This is a genomic window from Streptomyces sp. NPDC102278 (assembly GCF_044766345.1).
Lineage (GTDB): Bacteria > Actinomycetota > Actinomycetes > Streptomycetales > Streptomycetaceae > Streptomyces.
This window is the reverse complement of sequence record NZ_JBIWLV010000001.1, coordinates 611,334-626,067: the sequence shown is the minus strand read 5'-3', so window position 1 is coordinate 626,067 and position 14,734 is coordinate 611,334. Positions and strand designations below refer to the sequence as shown.

The following is a 14,734-nucleotide window of genomic DNA, read 5'->3' as shown; positions in this document are numbered from 1 at the left end:
CGAGACCACTTAAGTGTGGTTTACGGTCTGGCAGTCCCTGAGGATGGCTCCATTGAGCTCGGGTCAATGGGTCACACGCTGTGGGGAGCGTCGACTCACGAGCACACACGATGGGACCGGATTTCGCTGTCAGGGGTGTCAGCGAGCCGGGTCCTTCACGAATCGACAGTGACTCCTGAGGAGGCAATTACCCATGCGCGGAGCAACGAGCGCCAAGTGGGTCGCGGGTGCCGTCATCGTGGCGATGGCGGCCACGGCTTGCAGCACCAGCAAGGACAACGCAGGCGAGGGTGGCGGCAGCATCACCGTGCAGCTCGGTGAGCCGCAGCACGGCCTGGTCGGTCAGAACACCGCCGAGTCCGAAGGTGCCGAGGTCCTCAACGCGCTCTTCACCGGTCTGGTCAAGTACGACAACAAGACCAACGAGCCGAAGCTCGCGGTCGCCGAGTCCATCGAGACCACGGACTCGAAGACCTGGACGATCAAGATCAAGGACGGCTTCACCTTCCACAACGGCGAGAAGGTCGACGCGCAGTCGTTCGTCCGCGCCTGGAACTGGGGTGCCAACCAGGAGAACGCCGCCGAGGGCCTGCCGTTCTTCGCGAAGATCGACGGTTCCGACGAGCTGGCCCCGGGCAAGGACAAGAAGCCCACCGCCAAGGAGCTCAAGGGCCTCAAGGTCGTTGACGAGAAGACCTTCACCGTCACGCTGAAGGAGTCCTTCTCCCAGTTCAAGACGATGCTGGGCTACAACGCCTTCTACCCGCTGCCGAAGGCCTTCGAGGCCGACCCGAAGAAGTTCGGCGAGGCCCCCATCGGCAACGGTGCCTTCCAGATGGACGGCGCCTGGGAGCACAACAAGCAGATCAAGGTCAAGCGGTACGACAAGTACCCGGCCGAGGGTCGCGCCAAGCTGTCCGGCGTCACCTTCAAGATCTACGACAACCTGGACACGGCGTACAACGACCTGCGCGCCGACAACATCCAGATCCTCGACAAGCTCCCCATCTCGGCGATGGCCACCGTCTCCCAGGAGTTCGGCGAGCGCTACATCTACAAGCCCGAGTCGGGCGTCGGCTACGTCGGCCTGCCGCTCGAGCAGAACCCCGAGACCTTCGGCAAGCTGGAGATCCGTCAGGCGATCTCCATGGCCATCGACCGGGACGCCATCGGCAAGAGCATCTTCAACGGCACCCGCAAGCCGGCCGACGACTTCATCAGCCCGATCGTCCCCGGCTACCGCAAGGGCGCGCTCGGCGAGTTCGGCACGTACAACCCGGCCAAGGCGAAGGAGATCTTCGAGAAGGCCGGCGGCATCCCGGGCAACAAGATGGAGCTCGGCTACAACGCCGACGGCGGCCACAAGGAGTGGATCGAGGCCGTCGGCAACCAGCTGAAGCAGAACCTCGGCATCGAGGTCACCGCCAAGCCGTACGCCAAGTTCGGCGACATGCTGGACGACCTGGGCGCCTCGAAGTACAAGGGCGCGTTCCGCATGGCGTGGTCCATGGACTACCCGGCGGCGGAGAACTACCTCCGTCCGATCTTCTCGAAGGTCGCGATCGAGAACGGCTCCAACTACGGCCACTACAAGAACGACGAGTTCGAGGCCGTCATGAAGCAGGCGGACGAGGCGAAGGACCCCGCAGAGGGCCTGAAGCTGTACCAGAAGGCCGATGACATCATCATCCGCGACCTTCCGTACATCCCCGTCTTCACGTACATGTCTTCTTCGGCCTACTCCAAGTCCGTGAAGAACGTCGAGGTCGACGCCCAGGGCCGCATGGACCTGGCGAACGTCGAACTCAACTGACACCCCTCTTCACCAAGGGGACCGCGGGGGCGGGCAGGCGGAATCAGGTTTCCGCCCGCCCGCCCTTTCCCCCTGCTCTTCCGTTGGAGGTCTGATGGGCCGCTACCTCATCCGCCGACTCATACAGGCGATCCCTGTACTGCTCGGTGCCACGTTCCTCATTTACTACCTCGCCTTCAGCCTGCCCGGCGACCCCGTTTCGGCGCTGGCCGGCGACAAGAAGGCCGACCCCACCGTCGCGGCCATGCTGCGGGCGAAGTACAACCTGGACGATCCGTTCCTGCTCCAGTACTGGCACTACATCACCAACCTGTTCCAGGGGAACTTCGGTGAGACCCTGCAGGGTCGTCAGGTCATCGACCTGATCACCGAGGCGTTCCCGTACACGGTCAACCTGGCCGTCGTCGCCTTCATCATCGAAGCCCTCGTCGGCATCACCGCCGGCGTCATGTCGGCGCTGCGCCGCGGCAAGTTCATCGACCAGCTGGTGCTGATCACCACGCTGCTCGTGATCTCGATCCCGGTCTTCGTCTTCGGTTTCGTCCTCCAGCTCGTCCTCGGCGTCGAGTTGAAGGAAGCCTGGGGAGTCGACTTCTTCCCCGTCTCCTTCAACGAGAACGACGGTCTCCGCGCCTATCTCCTGCCCGGGTTCGTGCTCGCCACGACCTCCCTGGCGTACGTGGCCCGACTGACCCGTACCAGCCTCATGGAGACCATGCGCGCGGACTACGTCCGCACCGCCACGGCCAAGGGCCTGCCCCGCCGCCGCGTCGTCGTGCGTCACGCGCTGCGCAACGCGCTGATCCCGATCATCACCTTCCTCGGTGCGGACCTCGGCTCCCTCATGGGTGGCGCGGTCATCACCGAGAGGATCTTCAACATCCACGGTATCGGCGGCACGCTGGCGATGTACGTCTGGCAGAAGCAGGGCGTGGTGGTGGTGGGCATCGTCACCATCCTGGTTCTCGTCTACATGCTCGCCAACCTGATCGTGGACCTGCTGTACGCCGTGCTCGACCCGAGGATCCGTTATGCGTGACACAACCACGGTGGGGGACGAGTTGACCGAGACCAAGACCGTCGGCGCCCCCTCCACCGACGTAAAGAGCCCCAAGGAGGGCGGGAAGCGGAAGAAGGAGCGCGAGGCCAGTCTCTGGTCGGACGCGTTCTACGACCTCCGCCGCAACCCCGTCTTCCTCATAGGCGGCGCCCTGGTGCTGTTCATGGCAGTGGTCTCCCTGCTGCCGGGCATCTTCACCAGCGTCGACGCCTACGCGCCCTGCAACCTGCGCGACTCGATGATGAAGCCCAGTGGCGACCACATCTTCGGGACCGACGTCCAGGGCTGCGACGTCTACTCGAAGACCGTCTACGCGGCCAGCAACTCGATCATCGTCGGCATCGCCACCACCGCCATGGTGGTCCTGGTCGGCGTCACGTCGGGTCTGCTCGCCGGCTGGTTCGGCGGCTTCGTCGACACCGTGCTCTCCCGGTTCGCCGAGATCTTCTTCGCCATCCCGCTGATGCTCGGCGGCATGCTGATCATGTCGGGTCTCGGCAAGGGCAACGCCTGGACCGTCTCGTTGGTCCTCGCGACCCTCGGTTGGCCGCAGATCTTCCGCATCATGCGGTCGTCGGTCCTGGCCAACAAGCACAACGACTACGTGATGGCGGCCCGCGCCCTCGGCGCCGGCACCTGGCGCATCACGCTCCGGCACATCCTGCCGAACGCGATCGCCCCCGTCATCGTGGTCGGCGCGATCAGCCTGGGTGTGTACATCTCCGCCGAGGCGGCCCTGTCCTACCTGGGTGTCGGCGTCCAGGCGCCGGAGATCTCGTGGGGCCTGATGGTCAGCGACGCCCAGGCGCGCTTCCTCCAGGCTCCCTACATGCTGCTGTTCCCGGCCGCAGCGCTGAGCATCACCGTGCTCGCGTTCATCATGGTCGGCGACGCGGTGCGCGACGCCCTCGACCCGAAGCTGCGCTGAGGAAGGGCGTACGTTGACCATCATCGACAAGACCTCGAACGTCCCCGCGCCCCGATCGGCGCCGGAGGGCACCCCCCTTCTCGAAGTGCGCGACCTGCACGTCGAGTTCCACACCCGCGACGGTGTCGCCAAGGCCGTGAACGGTGTCTCGTACTCCGTGAACGCGGGCGAGACCCTCGCCGTCCTCGGCGAGTCCGGCTCCGGCAAGTCCGTGACGGCGCAGGCCATCATGGGCATCCTGGACATGCCCCCGGGCAAGATTCCGCACGGCGAGATCCTGTTCCAGGGCACCGACCTGCTGAAGCTGCCCGCCGAGGAGTTCCGCAAGGTGCGCGGCCAGAAGATCGCCATGATCTTCCAGGACGCGCTGTCCTCGCTGAACCCGGTGCACACCGTCGGCGCCCAACTCGGGGAGATGTTCCGCGTCCACCGCGGCATGTCCAAGAAGGACGCCACGGCCAAGGCCGTCGAGCTCATGGACCGGGTGAAGATCCCCGCCGCCAAGGCGCGCGTGGGCGACTACCCGCACCAGTTCTCCGGCGGTATGCGCCAGCGCATCATGATCGCCATGGCGATGGCCCTGGAGCCCGACCTGATCATCGCCGACGAGCCCACCACGGCTCTCGACGTGACGGTCCAGGCCCAGGTCATGGACCTGCTCGCGGAGCTCCAGCGCGAGATGAACATGGGCCTCATCCTGATCACCCACGACCTCGGCGTCGTCGCCGACGTCGCGGACAAGATCGCCGTCATGTACGGCGGTCGGATCGTGGAGAACGCCCCGGTCCACGAGATCTACAAGCGTCCGGCGCACCCGTACACCCGCGGTCTGCTGGACTCGATCCCGCGCCTGGACCAGAAGGGCCAGGAGCTCTACGCGATCAAGGGCCTCCCGCCCAACCTGCTGAACATCCCCTCGGGCTGCGCCTTCAACCCGCGCTGCCCCAAGGCGCAGGACATCTGCCGCACCGACGTACCGGCCCTGCAGCAGGTGACCGAGCAGGACGGCGCCGTGCTGCCCGGCCGCGGCAGCGCGTGCCACTTCTGGAAGGAGCAGATCCATGGCTGAGCTCACCAAGAACGCCCCCGAGCGCGAGCCGATCCTCCAGGTGCGCAACCTGGTCAAGCACTTCCCGCTGACCCAGGGCATCCTGTTCAAGAAGCAGGTCGGCGCGGTCAAGGCCGTGGACGGGGTCTCCTTCGACCTCTACCGCGGCGAGACCCTCGGCATCGTCGGCGAGTCCGGCTGTGGCAAGTCCACCGTCGCCAAGCTCCTGATGAGCCTGGAGAAGGCCACCGCCGGCGAGGTCTTCTACAAGGGCCAGGACATCACCAAGCTGTCCGGGCGCGCCCTGAAGGCCGTCCGACGCAACATCCAGATGGTGTTCCAGGACCCGTACACCTCGCTGAACCCGCGCATGACGGTCGGCGACATCATCGGGGAGCCCTTCGAGATCCACCCCGAGGTGGCCCCCAAGGGCGGCCGGCGGCGCAAGGTCCAGGACCTCCTGGACGTCGTGGGCCTCAACCCGGAGTACATCAACCGCTACCCGCACCAGTTCTCCGGCGGTCAGCGCCAGCGCATCGGCATCGCCCGCGGCCTCGCGCTCAACCCGGAGATCATCATCTGCGACGAGCCGGTCTCCGCGCTCGACGTGTCGGTGCAGGCGCAGGTCATCAACCTGATGGAGAAGCTCCAGGACGAGTTCAACCTGTCCTACCTCTTCATCGCGCACGACCTGTCGATCGTCCGGCACATCTCGGACCGCGTGGGCGTCATGTACCTCGGGAAGATGGCCGAGATCGGCAGCGACGGCCAGATCTACGAACACCCGACGCACCCCTACACCCAGGCGCTGCTGTCGGCCGTCCCGGTCCCCGACCCGGACGCCCGTGAGGGTCGCGACCGCATCATCCTCACCGGCGACGTCCCGTCCCCGGCCAACCCGCCGTCGGGCTGCCGCTTCCGCACCCGCTGCTGGAAGGCCCAGGACAAGTGCGCCACCGAGGAGCCGCTGCTGGCGATCCCGGAGCGCTTCAAGGGCCTGGACACCCTGGCCGCGCACGAGTCGGCGTGCCACTTCGCGGAGGAGAAGGCCGTCCTGGCCGTCTGACCCCCCGAGGGACGCACCTGTGATCAGGGCGCCCGGTACCGGATCCTTCCGGTACCGGGCGCCCTGACGTGTACCGGGCCCGGAACCCGGTTGCCCTCGGGGCCCGCCGCCACCGACAGTGGGCCGATGACCGACATGCTGACCGTCCGACCCGCCGGGCCCGGGGACGCGTCCGACATCTGCGCACTGCTCAACGCCGTCGACGTCATCGAGATCGGCAGACCGGAAACGGACCTCGGCACGGTCAAGGCCGACCTGCACCATCCCGGCGTCGACCTCGCCACCGACTCCTGGCTCGCCTTCCGGGCCGGTCGGCTCGTCGCCTACGCGCTGATCTGGGCCGACGCCGGACCGGGCCGGGTCGACGGCGACCACTACGTGCTGCCGGACGAGGACGAGGCCGCCGTGCGACTGCTGGAGCTGATGGAGGTCCGGGCCCGCCGGAAGGCCGGCGCGACCCGCTCGGCCGCACTGCGGCTCCAGCTCAACGTGAACCCCACCCTCGACACCGGCCTGCTGACCCGCCGCGGCTACCGCACCGTGCGCCGGTACCAGGTGATGACCCGCCGGCTCGACGCCGCCCACGACCGGCCGCCCCGGCTCCCCGACGGGCTGACCCTGCGTCACTGCGCCGCCGACGGGGCCGACTCCCGCCGGGCCCACGCCCTGGTCGAGGAGACGTTCGCGGCGCACTACGGGCACGTGGAGCGCGCGTACGAACCCTGGCTCGACCACCTCGACGCCCGCCGGCTCGACTGGTCCCTGGTCTGGATCGCCGCCCTGCCCGCGCGGGGCGACGTGGCCGTCCTGCTCACCCGGGACGACCGCATCAGCATGGGCTGGATCAGCCACATCGGCGTACGCGAGGACGTCCGCGGCCGGGGCGTCGGCGGTTTCCTGCTGCGCCACGCCTTCGCCGCCTACGCCGAACGCGGCCGGGACAGCGTGGGACTGGGCGTGGACACCCACAACGAGAGCGGCGCACTGGCGCTGTACGAGGCGCACGGAATGGGCCTGCACTACGCCGTGGACACCTGGGAGCTGCCTTTGCACTCGCAGGGGTGACAGCCGCGTGACGCGAGGGTGCAATCGGTCCAACCGGAGGTGTATGGGACCCCTCATAGGGTGACATTGGCCCCTAAGTGAGACTTGGGATCCCTAGGAGGCACTCCATGCGCGGAGCCACCCACGCCAAGTGGGCCGCCTGTGCGGTGGCCGTCGCCCTCGCGGCGACGGCCTGCGGCGGCGGAAGCGACAGTGGCGGAGGCGAAGCGGGGATCGTCAGCTCCTCGTGGGGTGACCCGCAGAACCCGCTGGAGCCCGCCAACACCAACGAGGTGCAGGGCGGCAAGGTGCTCGACATGATCTTCCGGGGCCTCAAGCGCTACGACCCGAAGACCGGCGCGGCCGTCGACATGGTCGCGCAGAAGATCGACACGACGGACAGTCAGAACTTCACGATCACACTGAAGGACGGCTGGAAGTTCAGCAACGACGAGCCGGTCACCGCGCAGTCCTTCGTCGACGCCTGGAACTACGCGGCCGACGTGCGCAACAAGCAGAACAACTCGCCGTTCTTCTCCGACATCGTCGGCTACGAGAACCTGCACCCGACCTCCGGCGAACCCAAGGCCAAGACGATGTCCGGACTGGTCGTCAAGGACGCCAAGACCTTCACGGTCGCCCTGAAGTCGAAGTTCTCCACCTGGCCCGAGACCCTCGGCTACCAGGCGTTCTCCCCGCTGCCCAAGGCCTTCTTCACGGATCACAGCGGCTGGCTCTCCAAGCCGATCGGCAACGGTCCCTACACGGTCGACTCGTACACCAAGGGCACCGCGATGAACCTGCGCAAGTGGGACGGGTACACCGGTGAGGACAAGGCGCAGAACGGCGGAGTGGACCTCAAGGTCTACACCGACAACAACACCGCCTACACGGACCTGATCTCCGGGAACCTCGACCTGGTCGACGACATCCCGGCGCAGCAACTCAAGAACGTCGCCAACGACCTCGGCGACCGGTACATCAACCAGCCCGCCCTGATCATCCAGACCCTCACCTTCCCGCTGTACGACCCGCAGTGGGGCAAGGAGGGCATGGAGAAGGTCCGCCGGGGCATCTCGATGGCGATCAACCGCGACGAGATCACCAAGCAGATCTTCCGCGACACCCGCACCCCCGCCAAGGACTGGACCTCCCCGGCCCTCGGCGAGGACGGCGGCTTCAACGCCACGCTCTGCGGCGACGCCTGCGCCTTCAACCCCACCGAGGCCAAGAAGCTCATCCAGGAGGGCGGCGGCCTGCCCGGCGGCAAGATGACGCTCACCTCCAACGTGGACACCGGTTCGCACCGCGACTGGATGGACGCCGTCTGCAACAGCATCAACAACGCCCTCGGCGAGGGCCCGGTCTGCACGGTCAACCCGGTCGGCACCTTCGCGGACTTCCGCAACCAGCAGAGCGCCTTCAAGCTCACCGGCCCCTTCCGCTCGGGCTGGCAGGCCGACTACCCGCTCATCCAGAACTTCCTGGAGCCGCTGTACTACACGGGCGCCTCCTCCAACTACGGGAAGTTCTCCAACCCGGAGTTCGACAAGCTCGTCGACCAGGCCAACCAGGAGAGCGACACCGCCAAGGCCACGGCCACCTTCCAGGACGCCGAGAAGATCCTCGCCGAGCAGATGCCGGCCATCCCGCTCTGGTACCAGAACGGCAGCGCCGGCCACTCCGAGCGGATCTCCGACGTGGCCCTCAATCAGTTCAGCGTCCCGGTCTACAACGCGATCAAGGTCAGCTGACCCCCACCCGGATCCCGCTCCTTCCGGCACCCCCGCGGTGCCGGAAGGACCACCGACACCCCGGAGCGCTCCATGGGACGCTATGTGATCCGGCGGCTGCTCCAGATGATCCCCGTGTTCATCGGCAGCACGTTCCTGATCTTCTTCATGGTGTACGCACTGGGCGACCCGGTCGCCGCCCTCTTCGGCGACAAGGCGCCCGACCCCGCCACCGCCGCGCGCATCCGCAAGGACCTCTATCTCGACCAGCCCCTGTGGAAGCAGTACCTGCACTACATGGGGCAGATCTTCCAGGGCGACTTCGGTACCGCCTTCAACGGCCAGCCGGTCACCGAGCTGATGGCGACGGCCTTCCCCGTGACCCTGCGCCTGACCATGGTCGCCATCGTCATCGAGGTCATCGTCGGCATCACCCTCGGTGTGATCAGCGGCCTGCGCCGGGGCAGGAGCGTCGACACCACCGTGCTGGTGCTCACCCTCGTCGTGATCTCGGTGCCCACCTTCGTGACGGGCTACCTGCTCCAGTTCCTCTTCGGCGTCAAATGGGGCTGGGTCCGGCCCACCGTCTCCGGGGAGGTCGCCTTCGGCGAACTGATCCTGCCCGGCATCGTGCTCGCGCTGGTCTCCCTCGCGTACGTCACCCGGCTCTCGCGCACCTCCATCGCGGAGAACGTCAAAGCCGACTACGTCCGCACCGCCGTCGCCAAGGGACTGCCGCGCCGCCGGGTCATCACCCGGCACCTGCTGCGCAACTCGCTGATCCCGGTGGTCACCTTCATCGGCACCGACATCGGCGCCCTCATGGGCGGCGCCATCGTCACCGAGCGGATCTTCAACATCCACGGCGTCGGCTACCAGCTCTACCAGGGCATCCTGCGCAACAACTCCCCGACGGTGGTCGGCTTCGTGACCATCCTCGTCATCGTCTTCCTGCTGGCGAACCTGCTCGTCGACCTGCTCTACGCGGTCCTGGACCCGAGGATCCGCTATGCATGAGCCGGACCACGCCGCCTACGACCCGCTGCAACCCGGAGAGGGGGAAGCCATCGCCCCGACCGGACAGGGCGGACCCATGGATCTCGCGCTGGAGGAGGCCGAGAGCCTGGAGAAGCCCCTCGGCGACGCACCCTGCGGCCCGGGGGAGAAGGCCCGCTCATTGTGGTCCGACGCCTGGTACCAACTGCGTCGCAACCCCGTCTTCATCGTCTCCTCCCTGCTGATCCTCTTCCTCGTGGTCATCTCCATCTGGCCGCAGCTCATCGCGAGCGGCGACCCGCTGCACTGCGAACTGTCGAAGTCCCAACAGGGCGCCTCGCCCGGCCACCCCTTCGGCTACGACACCCAGGGCTGCGACGTCTACACCCGCACCGTCTACGGGGCCCGCGCCTCCATCACCGTCGGCATCTGCGCCACCCTCGGGGCCGCCCTGCTCGGCTCCCTGCTCGGCGGCCTCGCCGGCTTCTTCGGCGGGTGGGGCGACTCGCTGCTCTCCCGCGTCGCGGACATCTTCTTCGGCATCCCGGTCGTCCTCGGCGGTCTGGTCTTCCTGTCCGTGGTCACCAGCACCACCGTCTGGCCCGTGGTCGGCTTCATCGTGCTGCTCGGCTGGCCGCAGATCGCCCGCATCGCCCGCGGCTCGGTGATCACCGCCAAGCAGAACGACTACGTCCAGGCCGCCCGCGCCCTCGGCGCCGGCAACGGCCGGATGATGCTGCGCCACGTGGCACCCAACGCGGTCGCCCCCGTCATCGTCGTCGCCACCATCGCCCTGGGCACCTACATCGCCCTGGAGGCCACCCTGTCGTTCCTGGGGGTGGGCCTGCGGCCGCCGACGGTCTCCTGGGGCATCGACATCTCCAACGCCGCCTCCCAGATCCGCAACGCCCCGCACATGCTGCTCTATCCGGCCGGCGCGCTGAGCATCACCGTGCTCGCCTTCATCATGCTCGGCGACGCGGTGCGCGACGCCCTCGATCCCAAGCTGCGCTGAGGAGTGGGCACCATGCTGCTCGAAGTCCGCGACCTCCACGTGGAGTTCCACACGCGGGACGGAGTCGCCAAGGCCGTCAACGGCGTCAACTACTCGGTGGACGAGGGCGAGACCCTCGCCGTGCTCGGCGAGTCGGGCTCCGGCAAGTCCGTCACCGCCCAGGCCGTCATGGGCATCCTGGACATGCCACCGGGCCGGATCCCGCACGGCGAGATCCTGTTCAAGGGAAAGGACCTGCTGAAGACCAAGGAGGAGGAACGCAGGAAGATCCGCGGCGCCGAGATGGCCATGATCTTCCAGGACGCCCTGTCCTCCCTGAACCCCGTCCTCAGCGTCGGCGCGCAGCTCGGCGAGATGTACGAGGTCCACCGCGGGATGTCCCGCAAGGACGCCAAGGCCAAGGCGATCGAGCTGATGGACCGGGTGAGGATCCCCGCCGCCAGGGAGCGGGTGGGGGACTACCCGCACCAGTTCTCCGGCGGCATGCGCCAGCGCATCATGATCGCGATGGCGCTGGCCCTCGAACCCTCCCTGATCATCGCCGACGAGCCCACCACCGCCCTCGACGTCACCGTCCAGGCCCAGGTCATGGACCTGCTCGCGGAGCTCCAGCGCGAGTTGAACATGGGCCTGATCCTGATCACCCACGACCTCGGCGTCGTCGCCGACGTCGCCGACAAGATCGCCGTCATGTACGCGGGCCGGATCGTCGAGGCCGCCCCCGTGCACGAGATCTACCAGCGCCCGGCGCACCCGTACACCCGCGGTCTGCTGGACTCGATCCCGCGCCTGGACCAGAAGGGTCAGGAGCTCTACGCGGTCAAGGGCCTGCCGCCCAACCTATTGGCCATCCCGCCCGGTTGCGCCTTCAACCCCCGCTGCCCGATGGCCCGGCCCGTCTGCCGGGCCGAGGTCCCGCCGCTCGCCGACGTCGCCCCCGACCGCAGCAGCGCGTGCTTCTTCTGGAAGGAGTGCATCGGTGCCTGAACCCATCCTGGAAGTGCGGGACCTGGTCAAGCACTACCCGCTGACCCGGGGCGTGCTCTTCAAGAAGAGGATCGGCGCCGTCAAGGCCGTCGACGGCGTCTCCTTCGGCCTCGCCCGCGGCGAGACGCTCGGCATCGTCGGGGAGTCCGGCTGCGGCAAGTCCACCGTCGCGAAGATGCTGGTCAACCTGGAACGCCCGACCTCGGGAGCCATCTCCTACAAGGGCGAGGACATCACCAAGCTGTCCGGACGCGCCCTCAAAGCCGTCCGACGCAACATCCAGATGGTGTTCCAGGACCCGTACACCTCGCTGAACCCGCGCATGACGGTCGGCGACATCATCGGGGAACCGTACGAGATCCACCCCGAGGTGGCCCCCAAGGGGGACCGGCGGCGCAAGGTCCAGGACCTCCTGGACGTGGTCGGCCTCAACCCGGAGTACATCAACCGCTACCCCCACCAGTTCTCCGGCGGCCAGCGCCAGCGCATCGGCATCGCCCGCGGCCTCGCCCTGCGCCCCGAGGTCATCGTCGCCGACGAACCGGTCTCCGCGCTCGACGTCTCCGTCCAGGCGCAGGTGATCAACCTGCTGGCCCGGCTCCAGGACGAGTTCGAGCTGTCCTACGTGTTCATCGCGCACGACCTCTCCATCGTGCGACACATCTCCGACCGGGTCGGCGTGATGTACCTGGGCCGGATCGTCGAGATCGGCAGCGACACCCAGATCTACGACCACCCCACCCACCCGTACACCCAGGCACTGCTCTCGGCCGTGCCCGTTCCCGACCCGAACGCCCGCGCCCACCGGGACCGGATCATCCTCTCCGGCGACGTCCCGTCCCCGGCCAATCCGCCGTCGGGCTGCCGCTTTCGCACCCGCTGCTGGAAGGCCGAGGAACGGTGCGCGGCGGAGGTGCCGCTGCTCGCGATCCCGCGGGTCTTCCCGTCCGGCCCGGCGGCGCACCCGTCGGCCTGTCACTTCGCCGCCGAGAAACAGGTGGTTCCCGCTCCCGGCGACCTCCCGCCGCCCCCCGACCCGCCGCCCGCGGGTCCGCAGGCTCCGGGACCGCCGGCTTCGGGGCCGTCGGCCACGGAGTAGTCACCGGATCGAAGCGCGGGGGGCTCTCGCCCGTCGATGATTTCCGGCCACCCCCGAATATGCGGCGAGATCGGCCCAGGGTGACGACAAGTCGGTTTACCTCGTGGCAACTTGACCGTTTCTGGCCCGAGATGTGAACCGGGCAGCCTGAGTCGGGTGCGGCCGTGCGGGTGCCGACAGCCGGCCGGGGAGGTGTAGAGCCTCCCCGGCCGGCCCTCCCCGTGACCCTGCGCACGCGCGGCGTGCGCCCCTTGTGCTGCCGGAATTCGATCGATGCGCTGGTACGGATAGTTATGATCCGTAGCGCACGGTGGGTATGAGTCCCGCCGAGTACGAGTACGCGTACCGATGTCCGCTCGACGTGGAGGTGAAACGCCGTGGCACTATCGATCTCGGCCGTGGTGCTGCTGGCGATCGTCGTCTTCCTGCTGGTTCGGAAGTCGGGACTGAAGGCAGGACACGCCCTCGTGTGTGTGCTGCTCGGCTTCTATCTGGCGAGTTCGACCATCGCGCCGACGCTCAGCCAGTTGACGTCCAACGTGGCCAGCATGATCAGTGGCCTCAAGTTCTAGGACTCAGCTCGTAGGCTGACCCCATGAACGGTCTTCCCGCTCGTCGTCTGCTCCTCGTGCACGCGCACCCGGACGACGAGTCCATCAACAACGGCGTCACCATGGCCAAGTACGCGGCCGAGGGCGCCCACGTCGCGTTGGTGACCTGCACGCTCGGCGAGGAGGGCGAGGTCATCCCGCCCGGCCTCGCCCACCTCGCGCCCGACCGCGACGACGCCCTGGGCCCCCATCGGATCGGCGAGCTCGCCGCGGCCATGGGGGAACTGGGCGTCACCGACCACCGGTTCCTCGGCGGCCCCGGCCGCTTCCGCGACTCGGGGATGATGGGCGCCGAGCAGAACCACCGCCCCGGCGCCTTCTGGTCCGCCGACGTGGACGAGGCCGCCGCGTACCTCGTCGAGGTCATCCGGGAGCTGCGCCCGCAGGTCCTCGTCACCTACGACCCCGACGGCGGCTACGGACACCCCGACCACATCCAGGCCCATCGCGTCGCCACGCGCGCCGCGGAACTCGCCGCGGAGGGCGCCTACCGACGCGACCTCGGCGCGCCGCACGCGATCGGGAAGATCTACTGGAACCGGGTGCCGCGCTCGGTGGTCGAGGAGGGCTTCGCCGCCCTGCGCGCGGCCGGCGGCAAGGCGCCCTTCCCCGGGCTCGCCGCACCGGACGACGTGCCCGGAGTCGTGGCCGACGAGCGCATCACCGCCGAGATCGGCGACGGTGTCGGCGAGGAGGCGTACGTCACGGCCAAGGCCGCCGCGATGCGCGCCCACGCCACCCAGATCGCCGTGGACGGCCCCTTCTTCGCGCTGTCGAACGACCTGGCCCAGCCGCTGTTCGCCCGCGAGTACTACGAACTCGTCGCGGGCGAACCGGGGGTACCGGCCGGCGAACGCGAGCGGGACCTGTTCGCGGGGGTGTCGGCATGACCGCGACCTGGACCGCCGGGCGGGTCGCCGCCCTGCTCGGCCTGCTCGTCGCCGGCGCGGTCACCGGCGCGGCGGGCTGGCTCGTCGTGGGCCTGTGGCTCCCGGGCGGACTGCTGCTCGCGCTGGCGGCGGTCTTCGGCGTCTTCCTCGCGGGCCGGATCGCCACCGGAACCGGGATCGGCGTGGGCGCCGCCGTGATCGGTTGGTTCCTGTCCTACGTACTGCTCAGCCTGCCCCGGCCCGAAGGGGACTTCCTGCTCGGTTCGTCCGGAATCGGCATGTACGCATACCTTTTGGGCGGGACCGTGATCGCTGTGATCTGTGCCACGATGCGCGGCCCGCTCGACCGGCCGGTTTCGGCCGCGAAGCCCCGCCCGTGACGTGCCGTTGAGCACGGGCGGAATCCGATCGGGGACGGCTTGAGGGGGTTTGACGGATCGTTGA

At 68.1% G+C, this 14,734-nt stretch carries 14 protein-coding genes; all 14 read left to right on the top strand.

The window, feature by feature from the left end; all coding sequences use genetic code 11:
- Positions 1-193: 193 nt before the first annotated feature.
- The 14 genes from ACIRO3_RS02835 (at position 194) to ACIRO3_RS02770 (ending at position 14,670) form a co-directional block, all read left to right on the top strand.
- Positions 194-1,813 carry an ABC transporter substrate-binding protein gene (locus ACIRO3_RS02835; RefSeq protein ID WP_404131749.1) on the top strand — a complete coding sequence of 540 codons (1,620 nt, stop codon included), beginning with the start codon at positions 194-196 and terminating at the stop codon, positions 1,811-1,813.
- Between the two features lie 94 nt (positions 1,814-1,907).
- Complete coding sequence (locus ACIRO3_RS02830; protein WP_361772056.1) at positions 1,908-2,852, top strand: ABC transporter permease; 945 nt, start codon at positions 1,908-1,910, stop codon at positions 2,850-2,852.
- Positions 2,845-3,801: an ABC transporter permease gene (locus ACIRO3_RS02825; protein WP_361772057.1), complete on the top strand. Its 957-nt coding sequence runs from the start codon at positions 2,845-2,847 to the stop codon at positions 3,799-3,801. The genes ACIRO3_RS02830 and ACIRO3_RS02825 overlap by 8 nt, the downstream gene beginning before the upstream one ends.
- Before the next feature lie 13 nt (positions 3,802-3,814).
- A complete protein-coding gene (locus ACIRO3_RS02820) occupies positions 3,815-4,870 on the top strand; it encodes an ABC transporter ATP-binding protein (RefSeq protein WP_361772058.1) in 1,056 nt (351 codons plus the stop codon).
- The gene (locus tag ACIRO3_RS02815; RefSeq protein ID WP_361772059.1) at positions 4,863-5,915 is read left to right on the top strand and encodes a dipeptide ABC transporter ATP-binding protein; all 1,053 of its coding nucleotides are present in this window, start codon (positions 4,863-4,865) and stop codon (positions 5,913-5,915) included. The genes ACIRO3_RS02820 and ACIRO3_RS02815 overlap by 8 nt, the downstream gene beginning before the upstream one ends.
- 126 nt (positions 5,916-6,041) lie before the next feature.
- Positions 6,042-6,980 (top strand): GNAT family N-acetyltransferase, encoded by a 939-nt coding sequence (locus ACIRO3_RS02810; protein ID WP_404131746.1) that lies wholly within the window; start codon positions 6,042-6,044, stop codon positions 6,978-6,980.
- Positions 6,981-7,087: 107 nt separating this feature from the next.
- Positions 7,088-8,713, top strand: a complete 1,626-nt coding sequence (locus ACIRO3_RS02805; protein WP_361772062.1) for an ABC transporter substrate-binding protein — start codon at positions 7,088-7,090, stop codon at positions 8,711-8,713.
- Between the two features lie 72 nt (positions 8,714-8,785).
- A complete protein-coding gene (locus ACIRO3_RS02800) occupies positions 8,786-9,709 on the top strand; it encodes an ABC transporter permease (protein WP_361772064.1) in 924 nt (307 codons plus the stop codon).
- Entirely contained in the window at positions 9,702-10,703 is a 1,002-nt protein-coding gene (locus tag ACIRO3_RS02795) for an ABC transporter permease (protein ID WP_404131744.1), read from the top strand. The genes ACIRO3_RS02800 and ACIRO3_RS02795 overlap by 8 nt, the downstream gene beginning before the upstream one ends.
- Before the next feature lie 12 nt (positions 10,704-10,715).
- Complete coding sequence (locus ACIRO3_RS02790) at positions 10,716-11,690, top strand: ABC transporter ATP-binding protein (protein ID WP_404131742.1); 975 nt, start codon at positions 10,716-10,718, stop codon at positions 11,688-11,690.
- Positions 11,683-12,789, top strand: coding sequence for an ABC transporter ATP-binding protein (locus ACIRO3_RS02785; RefSeq protein WP_404131740.1), 1,107 nt, complete (start codon positions 11,683-11,685; stop codon positions 12,787-12,789). Before ACIRO3_RS02790 ends, ACIRO3_RS02785 begins: the two co-directional genes overlap by 8 nt.
- Positions 12,790-13,166: 377 nt before the next feature.
- Positions 13,167-13,361, top strand: coding sequence for a hypothetical protein (locus ACIRO3_RS02780; protein WP_361772072.1), 195 nt, complete (start codon positions 13,167-13,169; stop codon positions 13,359-13,361).
- Between the two features lie 23 nt (positions 13,362-13,384).
- Entirely contained in the window at positions 13,385-14,290 is a 906-nt protein-coding gene (gene mshB / locus ACIRO3_RS02775) for an N-acetyl-1-D-myo-inositol-2-amino-2-deoxy-alpha-D-glucopyranoside deacetylase (protein ID WP_365998095.1), read from the top strand.
- The gene (locus tag ACIRO3_RS02770; RefSeq protein ID WP_404131738.1) at positions 14,287-14,670 is read left to right on the top strand and encodes a DUF6113 family protein; all 384 of its coding nucleotides are present in this window, start codon (positions 14,287-14,289) and stop codon (positions 14,668-14,670) included. Before mshB ends, ACIRO3_RS02770 begins: the two co-directional genes overlap by 4 nt.
- The last annotated feature ends 64 nt before the right edge of the window (positions 14,671-14,734 follow it).

What these genes read in the sequence shown, in the direction of transcription:
- ACIRO3_RS02835 (WP_404131749.1), top strand. Translation starts at nt 194, where the DNA reads ATGCGCGGAGCAACGAGCGCCAAGTGGGTCGCGGGTGCCGTCATCGTG.
- ACIRO3_RS02830 (WP_361772056.1), top strand. Translation starts at nt 1,908, where the DNA reads ATGGGCCGCTACCTCATCCGCCGACTCATACAGGCGATCCCTGTACTG.
- ACIRO3_RS02825 (WP_361772057.1), top strand. Translation starts at nt 2,845, where the DNA reads ATGCGTGACACAACCACGGTGGGGGACGAGTTGACCGAGACCAAGACC.
- ACIRO3_RS02815 (WP_361772059.1), top strand. Translation starts at nt 4,863, where the DNA reads ATGGCTGAGCTCACCAAGAACGCCCCCGAGCGCGAGCCGATCCTCCAG.
- ACIRO3_RS02810 (WP_404131746.1), top strand. Translation starts at nt 6,042, where the DNA reads ATGACCGACATGCTGACCGTCCGACCCGCCGGGCCCGGGGACGCGTCC.
- ACIRO3_RS02805 (WP_361772062.1), top strand. Translation starts at nt 7,088, where the DNA reads ATGCGCGGAGCCACCCACGCCAAGTGGGCCGCCTGTGCGGTGGCCGTC.
- ACIRO3_RS02800 (WP_361772064.1), top strand. Translation starts at nt 8,786, where the DNA reads ATGGGACGCTATGTGATCCGGCGGCTGCTCCAGATGATCCCCGTGTTC.
- ACIRO3_RS02795 (WP_404131744.1), top strand. Translation starts at nt 9,702, where the DNA reads ATGCATGAGCCGGACCACGCCGCCTACGACCCGCTGCAACCCGGAGAG.
- ACIRO3_RS02790 (WP_404131742.1), top strand. Translation starts at nt 10,716, where the DNA reads ATGCTGCTCGAAGTCCGCGACCTCCACGTGGAGTTCCACACGCGGGAC.
- mshB (WP_365998095.1), top strand. Translation starts at nt 13,385, where the DNA reads ATGAACGGTCTTCCCGCTCGTCGTCTGCTCCTCGTGCACGCGCACCCG.
- ACIRO3_RS02770 (WP_404131738.1), top strand. Translation starts at nt 14,287, where the DNA reads ATGACCGCGACCTGGACCGCCGGGCGGGTCGCCGCCCTGCTCGGCCTG.